Below are 23,378 nucleotides of genomic sequence, written 5' to 3'. Positions count from 1 at the left end.
CTGTGATCATTCTATCGATGCTATCCATCTTTCTGATGGTAAGCATGTTCGGATGCTATGGCAATTTCACTCTAACCCGCAAACTGTATGAGTGGAATGGTTCACTTGGAGACAAATAGATCAACAACGTGGTCTTTTGGATTCTAATTTTCCTGCCTGTTTACGGTGCCGCAACCAGCGTTGATTTTATCGTCCTGAACACGATCGAATTTTGGACTGGCACAAATCCCATGGCAATGAAGGCGGGTGAACAAGTGGTCAAGTATGCGCAAAACGATGGTAAAACTTTCAAAATCACTATCGAGAAAAACTCCATCGAAGTGGAAGAAATCATCGGTGAAAACGCAGGCGAGAAAGTTCAGTTGAAATTCAATACCGACAATCAATCCTGGTATATGCTGACAGCCGAGTGTAATATCAAAATCGCCACTGTGGAAGGGAACCAGATGAACCTCATCTATCCATCTGGAAACACCATGACCATCGATATTACCAAATAAGGCTGGTATTTATGGACGCGGTGGCATTGTGCTACCGCGTCTTACTTTTTTATTTTCTATAAACGATAAAGGAAACAGACATGATGATCGACAAAGTAAAAATTGAGACCGTTCTGGATAAAATCCGTCCCGCCATTCAAGCAGACGGAGGCGACGTTGAACTCGTCAATGTGCGTGAAGACAACGTGGTCGAAGTCCGCCTCACCGGAGCCTGCAAAGGATGTCCGATGGCGACCCTGACCCTCAAAGCCGGCATCGAACGCATCATCAAAGAAGAAATCCCCGAAGTCAAGGAAGTGATCTCCGTCAAATGACTTAATTACGCGTTATTTCTGCCTGAACAAGGTTCAGGTGGTTCTATCGTATGATGCTGATAATGAATAGAATGCGGACGGGAGGATTTCCGTTTTAGCCTTCGGTGGAATGACTGCTGGAATGAATAAATAGGTATGTCACTCAGTTTCACCACAACAAACAAGGAGTTTACCAAATGCTCGAATCAATCAAAGAATACCTGAAAGACAAGATGGCTGCCGACCTTGCCACTTGTGATAATGGTCAACCCCGCCTACGTCCCATGACGCTGATGCACCTTGAGGACAAGCTTTGGATCGCCACGGGAACCACTGATGCCAAATCCGCCCAACTTGCGTCAAACCCGCTTTGTGAAGCTCTCTTGCACATCAAGAAAGAGCAGAATTCAGGATATATTCGCATCTCCGCCAAAGCTGTCCTGATTACCGACCTCGCTTTGAAAAAGACTATCGCCGATTTCTCCGATTTCGTCTATGATTATTTTCCGGAGGCTGCGGATGAAGGTTACGCGTTGTATGAGCTCGTTCCTCACTCAATCCGGCTGATGAAACCGGGGGAGATGTACGAGACTGAAATGCTGAAATAGCCTTCGTCACACGAAAGCATAATGACAGCCGTCTCGACTGTCGTGACTGCTGATCACTCGAGGCAGTGAGGCTACGGTGCTGCGTCAAATTGACATGTTCAGGTGACGAAAGCCGAGGCAATCATTATCTGCACATCGTTTAGGATCTTGTGGACGGCGTGACCGATATAATCAAGATTTCTTAGGATTTCTATGCGTTCGGCACGAGCGTGAAGTTCTTCTTTGGAAAATATCTTGTCCATCAGATCGCAGATATCGATCAAGGCGATCAATGCCAGGTCTTTCGGATCGGGGGGATCGTCCGTGAGTACCGCTTTGCGGATGTGAGTGAGGGCTTCGATTTCCTCGCGGTTGTCGATCACGGGATAGCGCCGCTTGTTAAAAAGCCAGAGGAATTTGCTTTCGCGGCAGGCAACGATGCCTTTCTGCTCGAGGCTGGCAAGTAGATTTTCCTTGAGCTTGTCCATAGTGTTAAAGAGGTATCTGATCAATTTGCCCGTATCGCAGGGGGTTTCGCAATCCTTGAGGACATCCAAAACGTTGTCCAGAACCTGATCACCGGTATGCCCCTCCCCCACGATGTGGAGGTAGTTTTCGGAGACGTCGATACGTTCCTTGAGTCCCAGATCAGCCAGCAGGGCTCCCACCAAGGCGAGGTTGAAATTGAGGCTGGTCATACGGTGAAAATCGCCGCTTTCGTCGTCGATGGCGATTAGGATCAATTCTTCTGCGCAGTTTAGCATGATTCATCTCCTTTCAAGTTAGTTCGCGTGAATATTCGCTGAAGCTGAGCTTGTAGCCGGATTCTGGCTGCAAGGTATCATAAGATAACAATTTCCAGTCTTTCTCATCATATCGTGGAAAATACAAGTCCCCGGCAAATTCTGCATCGATTCTTGTAATGTACATTTTATCGACGATCGGAATAAATTGTGCGAAGATGCCTGCTCCGCCGATAACGAAAGTCCGGTCTCCCGCGCAGAAGGATATTGCTTCGCCGATGCTGTGGCACACTATTATGCCCGGCATGTAGAAATCTGTGTCCCTCGTAAGCACGATATTTGTTCTGCGCTCAAGGGCTTTTCCAAGCGAGTGCCAGGTATTCCTTCCCATCAAGACGTTGTGGCTGAGAGTTTTGGCTCTGAAATATGCAAGGTCTTCAGGAATATGCCAGGGCAGGTGGTTTTCCCTTCCGATTAGTCTATTGCGATCCATCGCCACGATGATGGCGAGATTTGGTACCGTGCCGGGCACTTCACCATTCATATTCACCTGAATTGAAGAAAGTGTCGATTACGGGGATTTTGGCTTGCTTGGCATCTTCCAGACTGCCGTGAAAGACGATTTTGCCGGAATCAAGAAAGACGATTTTATCGGCGATACGATGGATCGAGGCAAGCTCGTGTGTGACAACGACGATACTCATCTTAAGCTGCTTTTTCAAGTTGAGGATCAGCTCGTCCAGATTGGCGGAAGTGAGTGGATCGAGCCCGGCGGAAGGTTCGTCGCAAAACAGGATCTTGGGGTCCAATGCCATGGCACGGGCAAGAGCAGCACGTTTTTTCATCCCGCCGGAAAGTTCGGAGGGCAGAAGAAAGATCGCGTCTTCCATTCCTACCAAACCCAATTTGACTCGTATGATACGACTGATCAGGCTGCGGCTCAGGCGGGTGTGTTGTTCCAAGGGAATCGCGATGTTGTCAAATACCGAAATCGAATTTAATAATGCTCCGTTTTGAAACAGCATGCCGATCTTTTTCAGAACCTCTGCAAACTTCGTTTCTTCGAGAGCGAGGATGTCCTCATCCCAAAAACTCACGCTGCCTCTATATGGTTCTTGAAGTCTCAATATGTTTTTGAGCAGCGTGGTTTTGCCGCATCCGCTGCCCCCAAGGATCACAGTGATCTCTCCGGCAAAGATATCCAGGTTAATGTCTTTGAGGACGACAGTTTCGCCATATCTGGCTTCCAACCCGCGAACCTTGATGATTGCTTGTTCTTTGATTTCGCTCATAAGTATATCAGCGAAAAAACAGCATCGGCGATGATGACGGCAAATATGGAAACGACAACGGAGGCGGTAGTCGCTTTGCCGACGCCCTCTGCCCCACCACTAACCTGAAATCCGTAGTGGGCGCCGATGATAACGATCAACCAGGCAAACACAGTGCTTTTCGCAAATGTTACGATCAGGTCTTTGGCAGTGATGATATCAATGGTGCGAGACATAAAAGTCTCAAGGCTCAGATCAAGATAGCTGATGGCGATGACCGCTCCGCCCATTTCTCCCACCAAAATGGAAAATGCCACCAGTATTGGCATCATTACGGTAATGGCATGAAACTTGGGTACGACGACGTAGCGAATCGGATTGAGCGCCATCATTTTGAGCGCGTCAAGCTCCTCGGTCACTTTCATCGTGGCGATTTCGGATGCAATCGAAGACCCGCTTCTTCCAGCGACAATGATCGCTGTGATCATAGGTCCCATCTCCCTGACCATCGTCACCGCCAAAAGATCGGCGATAAACATGTTAGCGCCAAAATTGCGTAATTGTACTGCCGACTGCAGAGCGAGGATGAAACCGATGATAAAAGAAAGCAGCGCCACGATCGGCAGTGCATCAAAGCCAAGCTGAGTCCCCTGCTGTAAGAAAACGCCTTTGCGTTGCGCTCTGCGGTCAAATATAGCCACGATCGACCAATAGAATATCTCCGAAGCCAGAGTCAAAGCCTTGACGAAAGAATCAAAGCGCGTCAGGAGCACCTGTCCGGTTCGCTCAAAATATGAAATAGGCTCGGGCGGAAACACATCTTTCACTTTCGCCGATGCGAATGTTTCGATCAACTCACTTATTTCCGGTCCGGGCGGGGAGATCAACACGATTTTCTGCTTTTCTTCCAGAAGAACTATAATCTCCTCAAGCGCTGCCACACCCGCGTTGTCTATGCTCTCTATCCCTGAAAGATCAAGCTGGGTCAGGTGTCCGGTTTTGATCGCTTTTGTTGCATCCGCGATCAGATGATCCACATTGTGCAGACCAATATGACCGCTGAGAACGAGGGTGTGATTGCTGATGCGGACATTCATAAAATCAATAGAATAGGGACATCCTCAAAAATGAACTGTAGTCCCATACAATCCAATCCTTCTTGGATTCGTCATACTGGATGTTTGCATTAATATCCAGTGATATATTGCGGTAGAGCCGAATGTTCATGCGGTTTTCGCTTTCGAACTGCACGTTCCCATCCTCAATCTTGGTTGGAAACAGCACATCAATGGTGGAATTGATACTAAAGAACTTCCCGATATTCAGCGCGGACAGGATCAGCGTGCTTTCGATCCCCCGGTTGCTAAGATCGACATATTCTTTATAGGTATCGTAGATCAGCGTATCGCCTGGCACGGCACTGTTTCCGGTTCTATTGAAGGTAAGGGATCGATTGTTGATTTCCTGTTGCCATCCGTATCCTGTGCGTAAGCTGAGAGTGACCTTGGGATTGAAGATCAGGCGATAGGTGATCCCGGTTCCTTCTTTGAGCCGCATCGGATAGAAGGCGATCTTGGTTCTCAATCTGTCTTGATCGGTATGAATAGACAGAGTGTCGCCCAGATCATCGATCATGATCAGGTTTTTATTTGAAGGGAAAAATAGTGTCTCGTCAAAGAAATGAGTGCTCATGTCCGCCCTGCCATAGAAGGAGAAATTGCGGAAGTAATCGCTCTTGTGCCAGGGAGTGAGCAACACCACGTTTTTCAAGGAATAATTATCCGGGCTGATCCTCAGGTTTCTGTCGTTGCTGAGATTCATTCCGATATCATAGATGCTTCTGGCATTATAGCGCAAAATGCCATAATCGGCATCGATGGAATTATCGAGCTGTCCTGAGAGCGAGACAGAGAAAGACGGATCGTTCTTCGCAACGTTGTTGTTTGAAGAAACGCTGATATTCCCATGCACAGCGCCTTTGTGGATCGATGTTCTACTGCCGAGGAGTTCGCTGTATCCCAAATCGCCGGCGCCGACCATCATGTTTCTTTCGCCGCTGGGATTGACCACCACGGTGATAACTTTACTTTCTCCAACTCTCACATCAATTGTGGCAAAATCCCTCAGATCGTTCCATGAGCCCCCGCTAAGTTTCAGCATATATGTTCCCGGTAGCAGCAACCAGACCTTTTCCGGTTGCCCCAAATCCTCGTCGCCCCGTGAAGTATATGAGCCATACATATAATACTCATCGCCATCGACGGTCTTTTTCCAGATGTCATAGGTAAGCCGGACATTTGTGCGACGTTCATCGATGATCAATACTACAATTTCGCCCCATTGACTTTCCACTACGGTGCGGAGCTGGGGTTTGACATCAACGTATATCGGAATCTCCTGGTCTTCACCCACCAATATACGATAACGTCCCGGCGGCAGCGTGACTTCCTTGCCAAACTCGCCTTCCGATTTATACAGGCGGCGTCTGTTTTCATCAATTTGTTCGTAGGTAAAACGGACATCGTATTGTGACTTGGTAATGAGCTGTAATAGTAGCTCGCCGTCCGATGTTTGCAGAGCGGCTTGGCTGTCGGATTCAGATACGATTGCTTCCAGTGTGCTCATTTCAGTTTTTGGCTTGATGGGCAAAACTGGTTTCCCCTCCAAAAACATCCTTGCCTTGACAGCAAAGATATCTGTCTCCTGCATGATCATTTCGTTGTAGGACTGGATCAGGAAGATCATGCTCTCGTCGAAGAGATCTTTGTATCGCTCCGCTTTGTGCGTTAAAAGCAATTCCTGGGTGCCGCTATCCCGCAGGAAATACTCGATTCTGAGATAGGCACGGGGTCGATTGGATTCGATTTTTTCCAGGCTATGGATAGCAGTATCCAGGTAGTAGCTGGGCGCCGCGTCCCCGGTGCTGCGATCTACCTGTGAGAAGATGTTATACGCTCTCAACCTTTGGACGATCAAATCCGGAACCGCGCCGCTGAGCCTGCTTGCCCATACATCATTGGGCAAATAGCGTATTTTGGAGAAATTCTCTTTAATCACCAGATTGTTGCGCGCATAAGTGCGGTTCACATCCGTTTCCATTACCTCAAGTGTTTTTGGAAAAGGTTCTTTCATGATCAGGCTGGGATTCTCGGTGGCTTTTTTATAGTCCAGGACGTAATAATTGGTGGCAGCCCGTTCCACTTTTCCAAAACATCCGCTCAACAGAGCAGACACGATGATCGTGGCAAGAGCAAAGATGATTCTGGCGTTTTTCATTTCCGCCTCCCTTAGTTTCCGCGTATCAGGACTGAGGGTTGATCCGATATCTGACGGCTGAATTCGTTCAGATTCTCCGATGCGTCCCGCAGAGATTCAATGGTTTCCAACAGATTTGACCGGCTGCGCACCAATGTCCTGTCCATGTTTGCGATCAACGATCCCACCCGGTTGACCGTTGTCGCCAATTCGGTCACGAGCCCTTTGACATTGGCATCGGCAAGCTGGACGGAAAGCACATTCACATTGCGCAGCAGGGATTCAAATTCACCCGAGGCGAAAAGCAGATGCACCCGATCCAGAGACCGGTTGATATTCATGGTGATTTCCGTGATCTGCTTGGTGGTGGAAAGAATCAGCTCATCGCTGTGCGATCCGATGTTGTTCAAATGAAATCTGGTATCGGTCAGCAGGAGTGAGGTTTGGGTGTTGATGTCGGAGATCGATTTATTGAGGTTCAGGCTGATCAGATCAAGTTCCTTGCCCAGTTTTGCCGTCATAGCTTCGATGCTTTTTTGGGTTACTGCCGAAAGACTATCCAGATTGCGGGTGGTGCTCACAGTCACGGTGTTCAGATTGGCAATCGTGGCTGTGGAAAGGGCGTCAATGCTTCCGGTCGTGGAGTTTGTGAGGTTATCCAAGTTTTTGGTCAAATTATCGGTCAATTTATCCAAATTGTTTCCCAATCCGGCAGTCACTTCCGCTGTGTTGCGTGCGATCTCATTCAGGCTGGCGAGCGTGGACGAAAGATTTGTCCTGGTGTCATACAACAACAAGCTGGTTTGGTTCAGTATCGCGGCGATGTTCTTGCGGTTTTCTTCATCGGTGAGGCTGCTGATATTGGCAGCGATCTCATCAACCTTTTCCGCGATGGACATTGCTTTGTCCGTGATGTCGTCAAACATGGAAGTGCCGGATTTGATAAAAGTCTTAGGATTCATAAGCTTGGCTTCGTTTGAGCCGCCTCGAATCTCGACTGCTTTGATTCCCGTGATACCAACAGCGACGAGCACTGCCTCGGTATCAGACTTGATCGGGGTTCCGCGATCCACGCTGATGGTGATAATGATCTTGGTGATGTCCTTGGGATCGATCTTGATTTGCTCAACGCGACCAACCTTGATCCCTTGATAATTGACCGTTCCGCCGACCTGCAGACCCGATACGGAGTAGTTTTCAAACTGGATGTAATAGATATCCCGCTTTTGGATGAGCCGATTTCCTGCCACGACGGCAAAGAAGGTCGCCAGCAAAGCCAATCCCAGCGTGATGAATATCCCCAGCCTGATTTTTACAGTTTTTGATGTCATACTTCCATCCCGTTTTTTACAGTTAATATCTGATATCACCTGCGAGCAGACGACTCTTCAAATGAATCTTCTCTCCTGCGATGATGCTGACCCTACCTTCGCAAATCACATCATCGCCAAAACTGATATCTCCTTCAAGTTTCAAGGACTTGCAATCGATAAGACTCGGCACGCCGTCCTTGAAACGCTCCAACAGCTGGTCGATGCTGCCATAGAAGTTTTCATCCAGATCAATGCTTGGTGGCGATGAGAGACCGCGCCGGAGCTGAATCTGATATTGGTCGTTGAGTTCATAGACATCAGACCAGATTGCCAGGAGATCGGTGTTTTTCTTCACCGGGGCAAAACGCTGCCTTGGAACCAAGAGCGCCATGCTCTTTCCAAAAGCGCCGATTGCCGCTCCCATCGCGGTTTCGAGCTGATAGACAGGAGTGTCTTCCACGTTTTTGGGATTGATGATAAGCGGCAACAGCATGATCCCGTCTCCGGCGATCAGATTCCATTGCAAGGCTTTTAGATCAATCCACAGATTGTTGGTATTGAAATACTTATAGTGCTCAATATCTTGAAAGTCTTCCATCTCTTCGGGAGGGCATTGTGCGATCTCGCGCAGCATCAATTGGCTATGCTTGTCCTCGCAAAGATGACCGCCCTTTTTGTCTGTTTCGCTACGTTTGCAGACTTCCATGAGAAATTGAATTCCCTGCTTTTCCATGAATGCCGGTATGGCGGTATCGATAGTCGCACCGAGGTTATCCGAATTTGAGACGAAAGCATAGCGATAGCCACGGTCTATGAGTTTGTCCAAAAGACCGGAAACGCACAAAGCAGCATAGATGTCTCCATGTCCGGGCGGATTCCACATTTGCTGTTTGTCCTTGGATTCAAAGGGTTTGAGATCGTCCTGCCGGATGCGGGGAAACTTGTTTTGCATAAAGGAGAGCGGCAGATCGCTGCGCGTGAGGTCAGGATATTTTTTCAAATAATCCAAAGTGTCCTTTTCGGTGCAATAGCTATTCATAAATAGCAACTGAATATCATAGCCAGTTCTCGCTCTCAGTGCCAATATCTGGCGAACGATGATATCCAAAAAGGTCATATTGCCTTTGACGGGAAGTAATGATTTTGCCTTGCTGAGACCCATGCTCGTTCCAAGCCCGCCATTGAGCTTGATCATGGCAATGTTTTTGAGGATGCCCTGGTTGCGGAGTTCGCTGATATCGTCATAGTTGACAACATTTTGCGGCGATGGCGGAGTGATCATGTCCTTGCCCACCAAGCCTCGCTCTCCTTTTTCCAATTCCTGATAATAAGCGCTGAAGGTGCGGATCACGCTATCCGCGATCCCTTCGTTTTTCATTAGTTTGATGAAGTGACTCAACATGCGATCTTCGTCTCCTTTTATTGCAATTTTTTACTCTGCATCAGAGCGTCGATCATCTCTTCATCGATCTCTGCCGGAATAGTGATAAACCCCTCGTCTTCATGCGTTTCGTTCCACTTTGACGATGTCTCCATTGCATTTGGATTTCTTGCCCAGTTGCGTCTTGCCACACCACCCATGACATCCCAGGACAGAGCGCTTTTGATCACATTGTCCATGTGTTCACTGCCATCGAGGACGATTCCGTTTCCACCGTTGACGCTGCGTCCGATTCCTACTCCGCCTCCGTTGGAAAGCACCACGAGGCTCATTCCGCGAGCTACGTTTCCGGCAAAGCAGTGCGTCGCCATTTCTGCCATGACGTTGCTCCCATCGCGGATATTGGCAGTTTCACGATAAGGGGAATCAGTTCCAGAAACATCGTGATGATCACGTCCCAACATCACTGGCCCGATAGCTCCTTCGCGGATCATCCGGTTAAATTTCAATGCAATGCGGATCCTGCCTGCTTCATCGGCATACAGGATGCGAGCCTTGGTTCCGACGACGAGTTTATTCTCCTCTGCACCGCTGATCCAATGATAGTTGTCCCGATCCATTGAATTGCGGTTTGGATCGATTAGATCTTTCGCGGCAAGATCGGTCTTCCTTAAATCTTCGTCCTTACGCGAAAGGCAGACCCAACGGAAAGGACCATAACCAAAATCAAAACACATCGGTCCCATGATGTCCTCCACATAGGAAGGCCAGATGAAACCATCGAAAGTATTGATTCCGTTTTTGGCGATGCGATGTTCTCCGGCATCGAAAACCGAAGCCATGAAACTATTTCCATAATCCCAGAATCTTGCCCCTTTTTCGGTGAGATTTTTGATCACCCGATAGTGACGGATAAGCGATTCATCCACAAGATGTTTAAACTTTTCGGGATCGCTGACGATGAGCTCGCGTCCTTGTTCAAAACTCGTTCCGGCGGGAGTGTATCCACCATCATAGACAGCGTGGCATGACGTTTGATCGGAAACGAGCTCCACCTTGATATCGTGTTTGTCCACATATTCAAGCAGATCGACGATATTGCCGTGATAGGCAATGGAAAGGGATTTTTTTGTTTTGCGATACTCGTCAACAAGATTGAAAATTTGCCTAAGATCGGATGCTACCTTGCCCACCCAACCTTGTGCGTGACGAGTCTCGATCCTGCTGAAATCGACTTCGGCGATGATCCCAATCCCACCGGCGATCTCCACTGCTTTGGGTTGGGCTCCGGACATCCCTCCAAGACCTGAAGATATGTATAGAATCCCGCTCAAATCCTTATCCGCTGGAATGCCGAGATACTTTCTGCCGGCGTTCAAAAGCGTGATATAGGTACCGTGCACGATGCCTTGCGGACCAATATACATCCATCCGCCGGCTGTCATTTGTCCATAATTCGCCACGCCTAATGCAGTGAGACGCTTGAATTCTTCCGGATTATCCCATTTTCCGATCACGAGACCGTTTGTGGAAATCACCCGCGGAGCGTTTTTGGAAGAGGGAAACAAGCCCAAGGGATGACCGGACTGGACCACGAGGGTTTGCTCCTCGGTCATCACTTCCAAGTATTTCTTGATCAACTGATACTGCATCCAGTTTTGACAGACCTGCCCTGTTTCTCCGTATGTGACAAGTTCATAAGGGTATAACGCAATATCAAAATCCAGATTGTTATCGATCATCACCTGCATCGCGCGGGCGGAGATGATTCCTTTATATTCGTCGATCGGTTTGCCGGAGATCCTTCCACAGGGACGATAGCGGTACCCATAAATCCTGCCCATGGTTTTCAGCTCTGATAGAAATTCGGGGGCAAGGGTTGAATGCAGATGTTTTGGAACATAACGCAAGGCGTTCTTGACTGCCAGAGCCGTTTCAGCATCACTGAGCGACAAGCGTCGATCAGGCGCGCGGCGGATACCGCTTTCGAAAACTGGGTCGGGCGGTAGGGTATCATCCAGCTTGATCGTTTTTGCCAAGTGGGATTGCTTGGACATTGCAACCTCTTTATATTAGTATTATTTACTTACATTTTCTCTTGGTCAATATCGGCACAGGGCTCTCGATTTTTCTTTCGCAAAAAACCGGGTTATTAGATATATTAAGCATTTCTGCTTCGATAACCGAGTGCTACTTTTCCATAAGTCAACAACAATGAAATTTCACTTTCCTGTCAAGACAAAAGTGGCTCGTGCCTCCATCGCCCGCTTAAAACCGCAGTTTTTCCGATCTTTTCACGTGTCGGATCAAGCTGCTGCCGGTATATGGTTTTTGTGATCTTGATCATTCTGCCGGAGCCTGAGTGTATAGACCGAACTTATAATCATATAATGTCATATATTCATAGCTGCTTAAGATATATTCATGTCCTGAAGTTGGCGCTGTGAAAGGGTTCTCTTCCCCGAGAGCATTACGGAGTCAATACGGACTTAGTCCGTATTGACTCCGTATTGATTCCGTAATGCTAAGGGGGAAGGTGTCCCGTTGCTACGAAAGCGTAAATTCTCTCTGAGAGGTTTTTCCCTCCGTAGGATCGGCATCCTGCGCTTCTGCGACAATAATGATTGGCAACACTAAAGATCACTGAGTCTCCATAGTGCTCGGATAAAGCAGCGTAGAATGGTGATGGGTTTTGAACAGTCTCGACTTTCATATATTCTCAAAAAATAACTTTTTCTTGACAGGATATTACGCTACTTATTTGTAGGTGCCAGTGGTCATGTTGTTAATAAAAGGAGCCAAACTTATGGTATTAAACTGCATCATAACTGTGTTTGCAAACTTGCTTTGCAGATCGATGGGAAAAAATAAGATGCAAATAATGATTCAATGGAGGTTGGTATGCATAGAGTTGCAGCGCTATCTTTGGTAATTGTTTTGTTTTCTGGAGTATGTTTTGCAGTGGAGGACACCGGGAATCAAAAGATTAATGAATTTTTTGGCAATGTCGAGAGTGTTGGAGAAAGGGTCTCTACTATCAAACAGAAGATCAATCGGGTAAACTCATACTTGGTGTGGATCATGAATGACCCGGAAGATTATAATCGGTGCATTAGCGGATTGTCTTACTCCGCAGCTGCGGACAGTGCTTATGCAAGATATTCAAAAACAGAGGGCAATTTAACACTTAACACATCAGGATTTATATCAATTCTCTCTTTGGATAATATTGAAGTGTTACAAGGCCACCTATCTGAATGCAAACGAGAAATGCAGGATTTAAGTACGGATGTTGAGTATATAGGCTCAGAGATTCAACAGCTCATTAGTAACTCAACTTCGCTGCCATCTGAGGCAAAAAAGCTCAGTGTGCTCAAAATCCCCAAAGTTCTTGCCAATGTTCAAAAATCCGTGGGAGTATTGCAAGAATCGATCTCAGATGTTAGGTCCATATGCACGTCTATGCCAGTATCAATTCGTTTAGTCGATGCTGTAATAACAGGAAGAAGTGAGGAGATTCAAATAAGCCTCTATTCTCGTGACGGGGAATCCAAAAAAAAGGATAAAAAAAGTAAAAATGAGATCACTGTGAAAGAGAAGGAAAAGAGCAAGGATAAACTAAAGAAAGATGAGGCTGTGATAGCATCTTCGACAAGGAGTAATAAGTTTGCGGATAGTAATACTGACGAGAATCCTTTTGATGCTGATAGCGAAACTCATTTTTCCAGATTCCATTACACCCTAGTCGACAATGTATATTATAGGCAATATTACGGCACGAGATCTGGTACGGTAACTAGCTCATTATCCGCCACCGCAATCGAGATTAAATACATGATACCACTAAATGCCAGAACACAGTCTTACGCATCAGTGGGCATAAATGTGTTTGAGGATGTATCGTATTTACAAACTCGTATTCACGGCATTGACTCTCACGGATTTATGTTTAACTGGATTAGCGCAAATGTTGGCCTTACCGGAGCTGCTTTATCACGTAAATCATCAATCGGTATTCAGGCCAAAACTGGTGTTTCATGGCAAAAGCCCTTGTATCGTTACATAGTTAGTAATAATCGATATGAGTATTATTCAAACCCTGATGAATATCGATTCGATGACTGGACCCAGGTATTTACAGAAGTGTCATGTACTTTTGTTTCTGGATATAAAAGGTTTGATCGAGGAGTATTTTTAGCAGTAGGGCTACGTAGTCAATTTGTCAGTGAGGGCGGGTGGTTTCAAAATGGTGATAATGCCTTATATACGGACAATTCCGCATTTCCAATTAGCAATTTTGCATTAGATAAAAATTACCTGTTTATTTCACTGGGGCTTAACACTCCAAGCCTTGGCTTTCTCAAGTAACTCTAGGAGATTTATTATGAAACTAAGAATCAGTAATGTCTTGATGGGTCTGGTAATATGTGTTTTTATTATCACGTTGGGTAGCTGTGAAGACAGGACCATAGAAATAACTCGAGCTCCACAGCTGAGTAATGGCAGTGGCACATATTATAACAAACAAATTGTATCCGTAGCTCAGGCAAACAATGCAACGAAAACTTACTACACTATAGATGGAACTATCCCAACTCCTTCATCCATGTTATATACACAGTGGATTGAAATAAACCAAAACACATTACTCAAACTCAGGTCATACGAAGAATATAAATTCCCCAGTGAAGTAGTAACTGCTGACTATAAGTTTGCTGTTGCCCCAGTTTCTGCGTCATACATTGGAGGAACCTACTCAACCCCTTTGAGCGTAAGTCTATCATCCTCAACTTATAATGCGCAGATCCGTTATACAACAGATGGTCAGGAGCCGTCCTTAGAAGCCACAATGTATATTGCCCCAATTCAAGTATCTGCTAGCACTATAGTAAAAGCTAAGGCCTTTTATTCATCCTGGACATCGAGTAGCACTTCAACATTTTCATATATCTTGAAACTCCCAATGCCTTCGTTTAATCCAATTGGCGGAACCTACACATCAGCACAATCAGTATCGATTGGATGTGCAATCAGTGGTGCAACTATTCGTTATACACTAAACGGGGATGATCCATCACCATACTCAGCAATCTATTCATCTCCGGTTATTGTTAACTCGACTACAACCCTCAAGGCCAAAGCGTATAAATCTGCTTGGAGTGATAGTAATATTAATATATCGACCTATACTATTAATTCAAGCAGTCCAGTCGCGACACCAACGTTTAGCCCGGTTGGAGGGACATATAATTCTACGCAATCTGTGTCAATCAGTTGTGCGACAAGTGGCTCTTCAATACGTTATACTACCAACGGCAGTGATCCCAACTCATCATCAGCATTGTATACTACACCAATCGCTGTCTCAGTTACAACTACGATTAAAGCTAAGGCTTTTAAAGCAGGCATGCCGGATAGCTCTGTTGGTTCAGCAGTTTATAACCTGACTGTAGCAACACCAACGTTTAGCCCGGTTGGAGGGACATATAATTTTACGCAATCAGTGTCAATCAGCTGTGTGACAAGTGGCTCTTCAATACGATATACTACCAACGGCAGTGACCCCACTTCCTCATCAGCATTGTATTCTTCACCTATCAATGTTTCAGTTACGACTACGCTTAAAGCAAAAGCTTTCAAGACTGGGTGGACTGATAGTCCTGTAGGTTCAGCTGTTTACAATCTGAGAGTCGCAACACCAACGTTTAGCCCGGTTGGGGGAACATATAGCTCGACACAATATGTGTCAATCAGCTGTGTGACAAGTGGCTCTTCAATACGATATACTACCAACGGCAGTGACCCCACTTCCTCATCAGCGTTATATTCTTCGCCATTCACTATTTCAGTTACGACTACGCTTAAAGCTAAGGCTTTCATGACTGGCTGGATTGAAAGTGCCATCAATTCTGCATACTATACAATTAACTCAAGTAGTCAAGTGGCAACACCAACGTTTAGCCCGGTTGGAGGAACATATAGTTCGACACAATATGTGTCAATCAGCTGTGCGACAAGTGGCTCTTCAATACGATATACTACCAACGGCAGTGACCCCACTTCCTCATCAGCGTTATATTCATCACCAATCACTATTTCAGTTACGACTACGCTTAAAGCAAAAGCTTTCAAGACTGGGTGGACTGATAGCCCGGTTTCTTCATCAATATACACTATAAGTCAATTCAGTTTTGAGGGTTTCGAAAGCGGAAGCTTCAGTGCACTACCTTGGAATAACTCATCGGCTAATCCATGGTCAATTATAACCGGATCGAATGTTTATGCTGGCATTTATTCTGCGAAATCGGGAGCTATTCTCCATAATGGCATAACATCAATCCAGATATCGAAGAGCTGTTCTTCCGGCAATATAACTTTCTACCGAAAAGTATCATCTGAATTGAGTTATGATTATCTTATTTTTTACATTGACGGAGTTGAGAAAGCCAGATGGTCCGGCGAAGTTTATTGGTCATCTGTTACATATTCTGTATCAGCTGGAACCAGGATATTCAAGTGGACATATATGAAGGATGATACAGTAAATTCCGGTAGTGATTGTGCTTGGATTGACAACATAAGCTTCCCATAAGCAAGGATGCTCTACCCGTTTGTGCCGTCCTACCGGACTCAAGAGGTAGTGGGGATTAATGTCACGGGGTTCCGCATTCGCTCCACCCCGTGCTATTATAGTACCGTCCTGACGGACTAATCCTCTGGTGACTTATTGTTAGATACACCCCGAACAAAACACACCTACCCCTCACAAAAAAACGTTGACTGAATATCCCTCTCATGGGAGCTTGCCTCTCATGGATATTTAGCAACGATGGGGTAGCAAATTGAGGAAACAGATACTGGATACATACATGAGTGATCTGCAGAAGATCATCAACCGTGGTGACGGCAGGGAAGAATCTTTCTATCACTGTCTGAAGGACATGATCGATGCCTATGCCGGGCAAAAGATGATCAGCAAATGCGAAGTGGGCATCCTGCCCAAGACTACCGAAGCCGGAAATCCGGATTTTCGGATCTGGGATGGCAAGGCTCACATCACCGGCTATATCGAAGCCAAGAAACCGGAGCAATACAATCTCGATCCCATCGCCGTGAGTGAGCAGGTTGCAGATATACCAAATGTTTTGAGCAGATTTACAAATGATATGAACGATTTACTGCGTTCCTTCATTGAGAACTCGCAAAATTTCCATAACATAATGACAACAAGCTTTACCGACTATGATCGGGATTTAAGGTCTCTGTTTGAGGGTATCCAACGTGGAGAGACCAAGGTAGATCTCTATTACTACGATCCTGATACACTGAGGGAATTGAAAACACTGGCAGATCGCAATCAAGGGTTGCTTAGGAACTTGAATGACCTCGTTTGGAAATTGACAGAGATATCAAAAAAGATCGAGCAAAATATAAAACACCGAACCGTATGGGAAAAGATTACCGGGAAAGGGAAGTAATCATGGACTCCGACAATAGAAGCGAATTAAACTATTGGCCAAGTTTTGTGGATATATTCGCGTCTCTCTTCTTCATTTTTCTGATCCTGTTTGCTATCTATTATACGAGTGTTCGCAAGACATCTGAGGCAGTTCAAAAGGACATTGATGATCTTAAGGCGATAACCAATTCCCTTGATCTCGTTTGGGATAACGCATCACATCGACTTGAGATACCTGAATCGTTGTTGTTTGACTTTGGGAAACATGACATAAAAGAGCAAGGTAATACATTTGCAAAAAAGTTAGGAAAAAGCCTTGATGATTACATGTCGAAAAACGACCGACATACGCGTTATACTATTGTTATTGAGGGTCACACGGACACAATGGGAAGTCCAGAATATAACTATGACCTGTCCTTAAAAAGATCATTAAGTGTTATTGATGCCATCACAAAGTATTCAAACATGCCTAAAGGGAAGGAGATAGAACTGATTCCCGCTGCTTATGGCGAATCGAGATTAAAGATTAAAACTGTTCAAGAGAAACGTTGTGAGGATAACAGGAGGGTTGGAATTCGTATTATGCCAATCTTTATTGACACTTCTAAAAAAGTGCTGAAATAGATTTGATTACAATAAGCACCGAGTGGAATCCATGCGGTGTGAACGCTGGATTTCCCGATAATTGATCAATTTTTTGACCTCTATGGATAATTTACGGCATTACTGAGCATGAATCCATTTTGATCGGTGCATCAGGACTGTTCCAATGGCGCTGTCAGGAATATCTTGTCATACGGATCCCATTGATATGTCATGATCGTAATTTCAATACCTATATGAATATACATATCATCTCTGTGGAAACTGTGTCCAACGTCCATCACAACAAAAACGGGTGCAGCATCACCTGTTCACCCGTTTATTAGTTTGCTTGGGTACTATCAGGCGCCAATGATGGCAGCTACGTCATCATCGGCATTGCTTGTGACTTGCAAGCCAAAGGTATCGATGATCACTTTGGCGACGTTTGGGGAGAGGAATCCGGGGACGGTGGGTCCGACCTTGATGTTCCTGAATCCGAGGAAAAGCAGTGCCAGAAGCACAGCCACGGCTTTTTGTTCATACCAGCCGAGGGCGAAGGAAAGCGGAAGTTTGTTCACGTCGTCCAAGCCAAAGGCTTCTTTGAGTTTAAGAGCGATCACGGCAAGGGAATAGGAATCGTTGCATTGACCGGCGTCCAGCACTCTCGGGATGCCACCGATATCGCCAAGATCGAGTTTGTTATAGCGGTATTTGGCACAGCCTGCGGTCAAAATGACTGTGTCTTGGGGAAGTTTTTGCGCGATCTCGGTGAAGATTTTGCGGCTGGGCATGCGTCCGTCGCATCCTGCCATCACGACGAATTGTTTTATCGCTCCGCTTTTGACTGCGTCCACGATCTTGTCCGCCAATGACAATACTGTGTGATGCGCGAATCCGCCGGTGATATATCCGGTTTCAAGTTCCTTGGGAGGAAGGCATGCTTTGGCAGCGGCAATCAGTTCTGAGAAGTCTTTTTTCCCGCCGGGTTTGCGATCGGGAATGTGTTTGGCACCGGGATATCCGGTCATGCCGGTGGTGAAGAACCGGGGCAGATAGGTGTTCTTTTCCCGCAGGGGAACAATGCAGTTTGTGGTCATCAGAATGGCGCCGTTGAAATTCTCAAAATCCTCGAGCTGATGCCACCATGAGGAGCCATAGTTTCCGATCAGATGCGGATATTTCTTGAAAGCGGGATAGTAGTGGGCGGGCAGCATTTCGCTGTGGGTATAGATGTCCACGCCCTGGTCTTTGGTCTGTTCCAGCAGCTCTTCAAAATCTTTGAGATCGTGTCCGCTGACGATGATCCCGGGGTTTTTGCCGATTCCGAGAAAGACTTTGGTGGGCTCCGGATGACCGTAGGTTTCGGTGTTGGCTTTGTCCAGCAGAGCCATCACTTTGACGGCATACTCACCGGTTTTGAGCACCAGAGCGACAAGGTCGTCCGCGGACAACGAATCGTTGATCGTTGCGGCAATGCCTTCCATGACAAATTGGTTGACGTCGTCGTCAAAATAACCGAGCATAGCGGCATGATCGCCATAGGCGGAGATGCCTTTGACGCCATAGATAATGGTCTCACGCAGTGAACGGACGTCTTCGTTTTCGGTGGCGAGGACGCCGACCTTCTGACCAAAAGTCTGATAATCTTCAGGTTTGACCTTGAAAGTGACGGCATCGGGACAGGTTTCGCAATCTCCGCCGAGGATTTCGCAAAGCTCGTCCTTGCGTTTGTCCCGCAATTCGATGGCTTTGGTGATGGCGGCAATGATGTGTGCTTCGTCCCAGTTTGCGTTAGTGATGGTAATGAAGAGGGATTGCATCACGAAAAGGGAATCTTCGGAATGATAGACGCCTTTTTTCAGCAGACCGGCAGAAACGTGTGCCAAGCCTTTCAGTGTGTGGATCAAGAGATCCATATAGTGACAAAGGGTGTCTGGCTTTCCGCAAACTCCGCGCATTGTGCAGCCGAGGTTACGGGAAGTTTCCTGACATTGATAACAGAACATGCTCATGGGTTTTCTCCTTATTTTATGGTTTTGGTATTTTGATGACAAGCAGGCGCAGAACGGTGTCCGCGTCGTTGGTGACGGCATGGGGAATGTCCTTGGGGCTCTCGACGAGAGCGTCTTTTTCAAAGGTTTTGACCTCGTCTCCGATCGTGAGCGTGGCACTGCCTTCCAGCACGTAGAAAACTACGTTTACGGGAGTGATATGTGCGCTGAGATGAGCTCCTGGTTCAAGCATCAAGTGGATGATCTCACCCTCGGGCGCGCTGTAGATTTTGGTGCCGTGCATGCCGTTTTTATCCAGCACGATAACGGCTTTATTCCATATATTACTGTTCATGGTATCTCCCTTAGATGATGTTTCCATCGACGGAAACGACGTTGATTTTGACAAAGTGCATTTTACCCGCTTTTTCAAGAGCTTTTTGGAGAATGATCTCTGTGCCACCGCAGCAGGGAACTTCCATGCGGACAATGGTGACGGATTTGATCTTGTGAAGGGTGAATATCTGTGCCAGTTTGTCCACATAGCGTTCGATGTCTTTATCAAGCTTGGGACAGAAGGTGATGACGATCCTGCCTTTGAGGAATCTGCGGTGAAAATCGCCATAGGCGTAGGGAACGCAGTCTGCGGAGATCAAAAGATCCGCGTTTTCAAAGTAGTTCGCAGCGGGATTGAGCAGATGAAGCTGCACAGGCCACTGACGCAATTCGGAATCCACCGAGCCTGCCGGATCGCTATTTGCACATTTCTTTTCGATGCTTTTGGCATGGTCTCCTGAGCAACCGCAAGCCATGGTTTCTTCCTTGCTGAGGGCTTCGATGTCCATGCCTTTGTCTTTGAGGATCAGTATAGCCTCGTTGTAAAAGCCCATTTCACCGTGATCTTTCATGTGTTTCAGATGGGCTTTGATGGTGTTTTCCCCTTGTGGAATGATGTGCTGCATCACGAGGGCTTCGCTATAAGGCTCCGCTTCCCGTTCTTCGATGGTGATGGCGTCCACAGGACAGGTTCCGATGCACGCTCCCAAGCCGTCACAAAACAGGTCGCTAATCAGTCTGGCTTTGCCGTCGATCAATTGGATGGCGCCTTCGTGACAACCGGTGATGCAGTTTCCACAGCCGTTGCACTTGTCTTCGTCGATCTTGATGATCTGTCTTTTCATTTTCTTACCTCTATCATGTGTTTTATTGTATTCATCAGTTTATCGCCCTCTTCCATGAGGTCGAAAGCATAATTGGAAAGATTCCATTGAGTGATCGTCAAGCGCATGGCGCCGACTATGATGCGGAATATCTGTTGAGGATCGAGAGCGGGATCGACCTCGCCTTTGATTTGCGCTTCGATCAAAAATCCCATTACTTCGCTGCGGTGAATGTGCATGATCTTTTGCATGTGCTCCGCGTGGGTGGGATTGCTTTTGAAAAGCTCTTCGGAAAACATCACCTTGGCGAGATCGCGGTCTGAAATGAATAGCTGAAACCGGTTCATGACAAACATCCGCACCCGCTCATAAGGGCTTGCCTGCGATCGGTTGATCTTCTGGATGACATCTTGGGAAACCTGCTCGAAATAATCAAGGATCTTGCTGATCAATGCGTTTTTGCTCACAAAATGACGATATAGCGCTGCTTCGGTGACGCCGATATGCTGCGCCAGATTCTTGGTAGTGAGTTCACGGTATCCTTGATTGGCAATGATCGAGATCGCTGCCTCAACGATATCCATTTGTCTTTTAGTAACTTCCATCATTCGTTCCTTGTGTAAGTAAGCATTCACTAACCAATCTAATCAGGGGCGCTATTTTGGCAAGAAAATAATTCATGTCGGGTACTCATGAATGCCGTTCAATTCGCCATACACGAAGTTCAATATACTGTGATGCAGCTACTTAAGGGTTGTGAAAAAAATCCTGAAAAATAGTTTGACAACTTATGCAGTTTCAAAAGATTGGCGGCATAGACAATAAATTTTAATGAGGTAGTTCCTAAGTGAATAAATTGCATATACTACTAATAGTCGGGGTGTGCTTTATCCCGGTATTGCGCGCCAACCCCAAAGAGCTGATCGACCTGCTGAATCGTGCCAAACAGGGGGACAGTTTGGCACAGTTTCTGATGGCGCAAAATTACAGCAACGGCAACGGTGTGTTGCAGGATGGATCCGAAGCGCTGAAGTGGTATCGTCAGGCGGCAGCCAACGGTAGTCCTGAGGCACAATTTTTCCTTGGCGTTTGCGCATTCTACGGTTTGGGAATCACCCTCAATCGCGCGGAAGCAGCGCATTGGTATCGCCTCGCAGCGGGACAAGATCATATTGAAGCGCAGCTCAACCTGGCAAATTGTCTGAATACCGGAGACGGGATCCCTGTGAATGAGCAAGAAGCGTTTCAATGGTATTCCCGAGCCGCCACCCTGGGTAATCCCGAGGGGCAGTTTTGCCTTGCCAATTGCTATTATTGGGGATCCGGTACAAAAGTGAATCAAAGCGAAGCAGTCAAATGGTATCAAAAAGCTGCACAACAGGGACACGCAATGGCGCAGCTCTATCTGGGAGACAGTTTATACAATGGCGAGGGCGTGAAAAAGAACCTCTCGGAAGCTGTGAAATGGTATCGAATGGCAGCCGAACAAGGTAATTTATCCGCTGCACACAACCTCGGAGTTTGCTACAATCTTGGACATGGCGTTTCCAAAGACGTCGTGCAAGCATACGCTCTCTTTCGCCTTGCTGCTCATAATTGCAATACTGAAGATCTGGCGCTCTTTGAGAAACATCGTGACGAACTGGCGATAAAACTCACCGCGGAGCAATTGAATAAGGCTGAAACCCTGCATACCGATTGGGCAAAAAGAGTGAGCAAATGAGACCCGATCGCGATGAACTGATCAGGCTTCTGAACATCACAGACCCCGAAGAGATCAATGCTTTGTATCGCCGCGCCTATGAAATCAAGAAAGAAAACATCGGCACGAACGTCTATTATAGAGGCTTGATCGAGCTGAGCAACATCTGCGCCAAAGACTGCTATTATTGCGGAATCCGTGCCGGCAACGACAAAGTGGAACGTTATCTCATTGATAAAGAGGAAGTCCTTGCCGAGGCAAAGTGGTGTTGGGAACAGGGCTATGGTTCCATCGTCATCCAATCCGGCGAACGTGAGGACAGATGGTACACGGATTTTATCACCGAACTTGTGTCTTCCATTAAAGAGCTATCCAATTCAGAATTGGGAATCACGCTTTCCCTTGGCGAACAGAGCGAAGAGGTTTATCAGAGATGGTTTGATGCCGGGGCACACCGCTATCTGTTGAGGATCGAAACCAGTAATCCGGTGTTATACAAGACCCTCCACCCGGCGGATCATTCTTTTGAGCATCGGGTGAATTGTCTCCGTGTTCTCAAAAAAGTCGGTTATCAAGTAGGCACGGGAGTGATGATCGGCTTGCCGGGACAGACGGTGGAAGACCTTGCCGACGATATTCTTTTCTTCTATGATGAGGATATCGACATGCTGGGCATGGGACCCTTCATTCCTCATCATGACACACCGTTGGGACATCTTTCGGAACAATACGATCAGGACAAAGCTCTTCAAAACGCCCTGAAAATGATCGCCGTCTGCCGCATCGCTCTCAAAGACGTCAATATCGCGTCCACCACCGCTTTACAGGCTTTGATGCCCACCGGCAGGGAGCTGGGGCTGCTCGCCGGGGCAAACATCATCATGCCCAATCTCACGGATACCAAATACCGCGAAGGCTATCAACTCTATGATGGAAAACCCTGCATGGACGAAAACGCAACCCAGTGCAGATGTTGCCTCGAAAACCGCATTCACAGCATCGGCGAGACTGTCGGATATAATCAGTGGGGCGATTCCAAACACTTCATCCGCAACAAATAAGGCAAAAATACAAACATTCCTGTAGGTTGGCTTATCTTTTGCTGTATTGAGAAGAACGGTTAAATCGTGCAGTA

General features: G+C 46.7%; 20 protein-coding genes and 1 pseudogene. 9 read left to right on the top strand and 12 right to left on the bottom strand.

The genetic code is table 11. The features are described 5' to 3' along the window. Positions 1-17 precede the first annotated feature (17 nt). From Q8M98_08975 to Q8M98_08965, 3 genes and pseudogenes are all read left to right on the top strand, one after another. Positions 18-500 (top strand): annotated as a pseudogene (locus Q8M98_08975) (DUF3332 family protein). A gap of 83 nt (positions 501-583) precedes the next feature. After that, positions 584-814, top strand: a complete 231-nt coding sequence (locus tag Q8M98_08970; GenBank protein MDP3114896.1) for a NifU family protein — start codon at positions 584-586, stop codon at positions 812-814. Between the two features lie 176 nt (positions 815-990). Beyond that, complete coding sequence (locus tag Q8M98_08965; GenBank protein MDP3114895.1) at positions 991-1,401, top strand: pyridoxamine 5'-phosphate oxidase family protein; 411 nt, start codon at positions 991-993, stop codon at positions 1,399-1,401. A gap of 98 nt (positions 1,402-1,499) precedes the next feature. Here the strand turns inward: Q8M98_08965 and Q8M98_08960 are convergent, their stop codons facing one another. From Q8M98_08960 to Q8M98_08925, 8 genes are read right to left on the bottom strand one after another with little or no spacing between them, the layout of a single operon-like run. Then, the gene (locus Q8M98_08960) at positions 1,500-2,144 is read right to left on the bottom strand and encodes a GPP34 family phosphoprotein (GenBank protein ID MDP3114894.1); all 645 of its coding nucleotides are present in this window, start codon (positions 2,142-2,144) and stop codon (positions 1,500-1,502) included. A gap of 13 nt (positions 2,145-2,157) precedes the next feature. Then, on the bottom strand, positions 2,158-2,667 hold the full coding sequence (locus tag Q8M98_08955) for a dihydrofolate reductase (protein ID MDP3114893.1): 510 nt from the start codon (positions 2,665-2,667) through the stop codon (positions 2,158-2,160). Further along, positions 2,657-3,415, bottom strand: a complete 759-nt coding sequence (locus Q8M98_08950; GenBank protein ID MDP3114892.1) for an ATP-binding cassette domain-containing protein — start codon at positions 3,413-3,415, stop codon at positions 2,657-2,659. Before Q8M98_08950 ends, Q8M98_08955 begins: the two co-directional genes overlap by 11 nt. After that, positions 3,412-4,491: an MlaE family lipid ABC transporter permease subunit gene (locus tag Q8M98_08945; protein MDP3114891.1), complete on the bottom strand. Its 1,080-nt coding sequence runs from the start codon at positions 4,489-4,491 to the stop codon at positions 3,412-3,414. The genes Q8M98_08950 and Q8M98_08945 overlap by 4 nt, the downstream gene beginning before the upstream one ends. A 4-nt stretch (positions 4,492-4,495) precedes the next feature. Next, positions 4,496-6,670 carry an ABC-type transport auxiliary lipoprotein family protein gene (locus Q8M98_08940; GenBank protein ID MDP3114890.1) on the bottom strand — a complete coding sequence of 725 codons (2,175 nt, stop codon included), beginning with the start codon at positions 6,668-6,670 and terminating at the stop codon, positions 4,496-4,498. 11 nt (positions 6,671-6,681) lie between these two features. After that, positions 6,682-7,980, bottom strand: a complete 1,299-nt coding sequence (locus Q8M98_08935; protein ID MDP3114889.1) for an MlaD family protein — start codon at positions 7,978-7,980, stop codon at positions 6,682-6,684. A 22-nt stretch (positions 7,981-8,002) separates the two neighbouring features. Beyond that, positions 8,003-9,364, bottom strand: coding sequence for a UTP--glucose-1-phosphate uridylyltransferase (locus tag Q8M98_08930; protein MDP3114888.1), 1,362 nt, complete (start codon positions 9,362-9,364; stop codon positions 8,003-8,005). A 17-nt stretch (positions 9,365-9,381) separates the two neighbouring features. Then, positions 9,382-11,400 carry a urocanate hydratase gene (locus Q8M98_08925; protein MDP3114887.1) on the bottom strand — a complete coding sequence of 673 codons (2,019 nt, stop codon included), beginning with the start codon at positions 11,398-11,400 and terminating at the stop codon, positions 9,382-9,384. 844 nt (positions 11,401-12,244) lie between these two features. Between Q8M98_08925 and Q8M98_08920 the strand changes: the two genes are divergently transcribed. The 4 genes from Q8M98_08920 to Q8M98_08905 all read left to right on the top strand — a co-directional run bounded on the left by Q8M98_08920 (position 12,245) and on the right by Q8M98_08905 (position 17,429). After that, on the top strand, positions 12,245-13,711 hold the full coding sequence (locus Q8M98_08920) for a hypothetical protein (protein ID MDP3114886.1): 1,467 nt from the start codon (positions 12,245-12,247) through the stop codon (positions 13,709-13,711). Positions 13,712-13,727: 16 nt separating this feature from the next. Further along, a complete protein-coding gene (locus Q8M98_08915; protein MDP3114885.1) occupies positions 13,728-15,935 on the top strand; it encodes a chitobiase/beta-hexosaminidase C-terminal domain-containing protein in 2,208 nt (735 codons plus the stop codon). A 277-nt stretch (positions 15,936-16,212) separates the two neighbouring features. Next, positions 16,213-16,821: a hypothetical protein gene (locus Q8M98_08910; protein MDP3114884.1), complete on the top strand. Its 609-nt coding sequence runs from the start codon at positions 16,213-16,215 to the stop codon at positions 16,819-16,821. After that, positions 16,791-17,429: an OmpA family protein gene (locus tag Q8M98_08905; GenBank protein MDP3114883.1), complete on the top strand. Its 639-nt coding sequence runs from the start codon at positions 16,791-16,793 to the stop codon at positions 17,427-17,429. The genes Q8M98_08910 and Q8M98_08905 overlap by 31 nt, the downstream gene beginning before the upstream one ends. 320 nt (positions 17,430-17,749) lie before the next feature. Here Q8M98_08905 and hcp read toward each other — a convergent pair whose 3' ends face one another. Genes hcp through Q8M98_08885 form a run of 4 tightly spaced genes read right to left on the bottom strand, consistent with a single transcriptional unit; the run spans position 17,750 to position 21,146 of the window. Next, a complete protein-coding gene (gene hcp / locus Q8M98_08900; GenBank protein MDP3114882.1) occupies positions 17,750-19,402 on the bottom strand; it encodes a hydroxylamine reductase in 1,653 nt (550 codons plus the stop codon). A 16-nt stretch (positions 19,403-19,418) separates the two neighbouring features. After that, on the bottom strand, positions 19,419-19,736 hold the full coding sequence (locus Q8M98_08895; GenBank protein MDP3114881.1) for a cupin domain-containing protein: 318 nt from the start codon (positions 19,734-19,736) through the stop codon (positions 19,419-19,421). Between the two features lie 10 nt (positions 19,737-19,746). After that, positions 19,747-20,562: a 4Fe-4S binding protein gene (locus tag Q8M98_08890; protein MDP3114880.1), complete on the bottom strand. Its 816-nt coding sequence runs from the start codon at positions 20,560-20,562 to the stop codon at positions 19,747-19,749. After that, positions 20,559-21,146 carry a TetR/AcrR family transcriptional regulator gene (locus tag Q8M98_08885; protein MDP3114879.1) on the bottom strand — a complete coding sequence of 196 codons (588 nt, stop codon included), beginning with the start codon at positions 21,144-21,146 and terminating at the stop codon, positions 20,559-20,561. The genes Q8M98_08890 and Q8M98_08885 overlap by 4 nt, the downstream gene beginning before the upstream one ends. Positions 21,147-21,388: 242 nt before the next feature. Here Q8M98_08885 and Q8M98_08880 point away from each other — a divergent pair, with 242 nt between their 5' ends. Both Q8M98_08880 and hydE read left to right on the top strand, forming a co-directional pair. Beyond that, positions 21,389-22,264 carry a tetratricopeptide repeat protein gene (locus Q8M98_08880; protein ID MDP3114878.1) on the top strand — a complete coding sequence of 292 codons (876 nt, stop codon included), beginning with the start codon at positions 21,389-21,391 and terminating at the stop codon, positions 22,262-22,264. Continuing rightward, positions 22,261-23,304, top strand: a complete 1,044-nt coding sequence (hydE, locus tag Q8M98_08875; protein MDP3114877.1) for a [FeFe] hydrogenase H-cluster radical SAM maturase HydE — start codon at positions 22,261-22,263, stop codon at positions 23,302-23,304. Before Q8M98_08880 ends, hydE begins: the two co-directional genes overlap by 4 nt. The last annotated feature ends 74 nt before the right edge of the window (positions 23,305-23,378 follow it).

Source organism: Candidatus Cloacimonadaceae bacterium (assembly GCA_030693415.1).
GTDB lineage: Bacteria > Cloacimonadota > Cloacimonadia > Cloacimonadales > Cloacimonadaceae > JAUYAR01.
The sequence above is the reverse complement of the archived record's forward strand: the minus strand, read 5'-3'. Positions and strand labels throughout refer to the sequence as shown.

Coding starts and splice junctions, on each gene's coding strand:
- Q8M98_08970 (MDP3114896.1), top strand. CDS start 584: ATGATCGACAAAGTAAAAATTGAGACCGTTCTGGATAAAATCCGTCCC.
- Q8M98_08965 (MDP3114895.1), top strand. CDS start 991: ATGCTCGAATCAATCAAAGAATACCTGAAAGACAAGATGGCTGCCGAC.
- Q8M98_08960 (MDP3114894.1), bottom strand. CDS start 2,144: ATGCTAAACTGCGCAGAAGAATTGATCCTAATCGCCATCGACGACGAA.
- Q8M98_08955 (MDP3114893.1), bottom strand. CDS start 2,667: ATGAATGGTGAAGTGCCCGGCACGGTACCAAATCTCGCCATCATCGTG.
- Q8M98_08950 (MDP3114892.1), bottom strand. CDS start 3,415: ATGAGCGAAATCAAAGAACAAGCAATCATCAAGGTTCGCGGGTTGGAA.
- Q8M98_08945 (MDP3114891.1), bottom strand. CDS start 4,491: ATGAATGTCCGCATCAGCAATCACACCCTCGTTCTCAGCGGTCATATT.
- Q8M98_08940 (MDP3114890.1), bottom strand. CDS start 6,670: ATGAAAAACGCCAGAATCATCTTTGCTCTTGCCACGATCATCGTGTCT.
- Q8M98_08935 (MDP3114889.1), bottom strand. CDS start 7,980: ATGACATCAAAAACTGTAAAAATCAGGCTGGGGATATTCATCACGCTG.
- Q8M98_08930 (MDP3114888.1), bottom strand. CDS start 9,364: ATGTTGAGTCACTTCATCAAACTAATGAAAAACGAAGGGATCGCGGAT.
- Q8M98_08925 (MDP3114887.1), bottom strand. CDS start 11,400: ATGTCCAAGCAATCCCACTTGGCAAAAACGATCAAGCTGGATGATACC.
- Q8M98_08920 (MDP3114886.1), top strand. CDS start 12,245: ATGCATAGAGTTGCAGCGCTATCTTTGGTAATTGTTTTGTTTTCTGGA.
- Q8M98_08915 (MDP3114885.1), top strand. CDS start 13,728: ATGAAACTAAGAATCAGTAATGTCTTGATGGGTCTGGTAATATGTGTT.
- Q8M98_08910 (MDP3114884.1), top strand. CDS start 16,213: ATGAGTGATCTGCAGAAGATCATCAACCGTGGTGACGGCAGGGAAGAA.
- Q8M98_08905 (MDP3114883.1), top strand. CDS start 16,791: ATGGGAAAAGATTACCGGGAAAGGGAAGTAATCATGGACTCCGACAAT.
- hcp (MDP3114882.1), bottom strand. CDS start 19,402: ATGAGCATGTTCTGTTATCAATGTCAGGAAACTTCCCGTAACCTCGGC.
- Q8M98_08895 (MDP3114881.1), bottom strand. CDS start 19,736: ATGAACAGTAATATATGGAATAAAGCCGTTATCGTGCTGGATAAAAAC.
- Q8M98_08890 (MDP3114880.1), bottom strand. CDS start 20,562: ATGAAAAGACAGATCATCAAGATCGACGAAGACAAGTGCAACGGCTGT.
- Q8M98_08885 (MDP3114879.1), bottom strand. CDS start 21,146: ATGGAAGTTACTAAAAGACAAATGGATATCGTTGAGGCAGCGATCTCG.
- hydE (MDP3114877.1), top strand. CDS start 22,261: ATGAGACCCGATCGCGATGAACTGATCAGGCTTCTGAACATCACAGAC.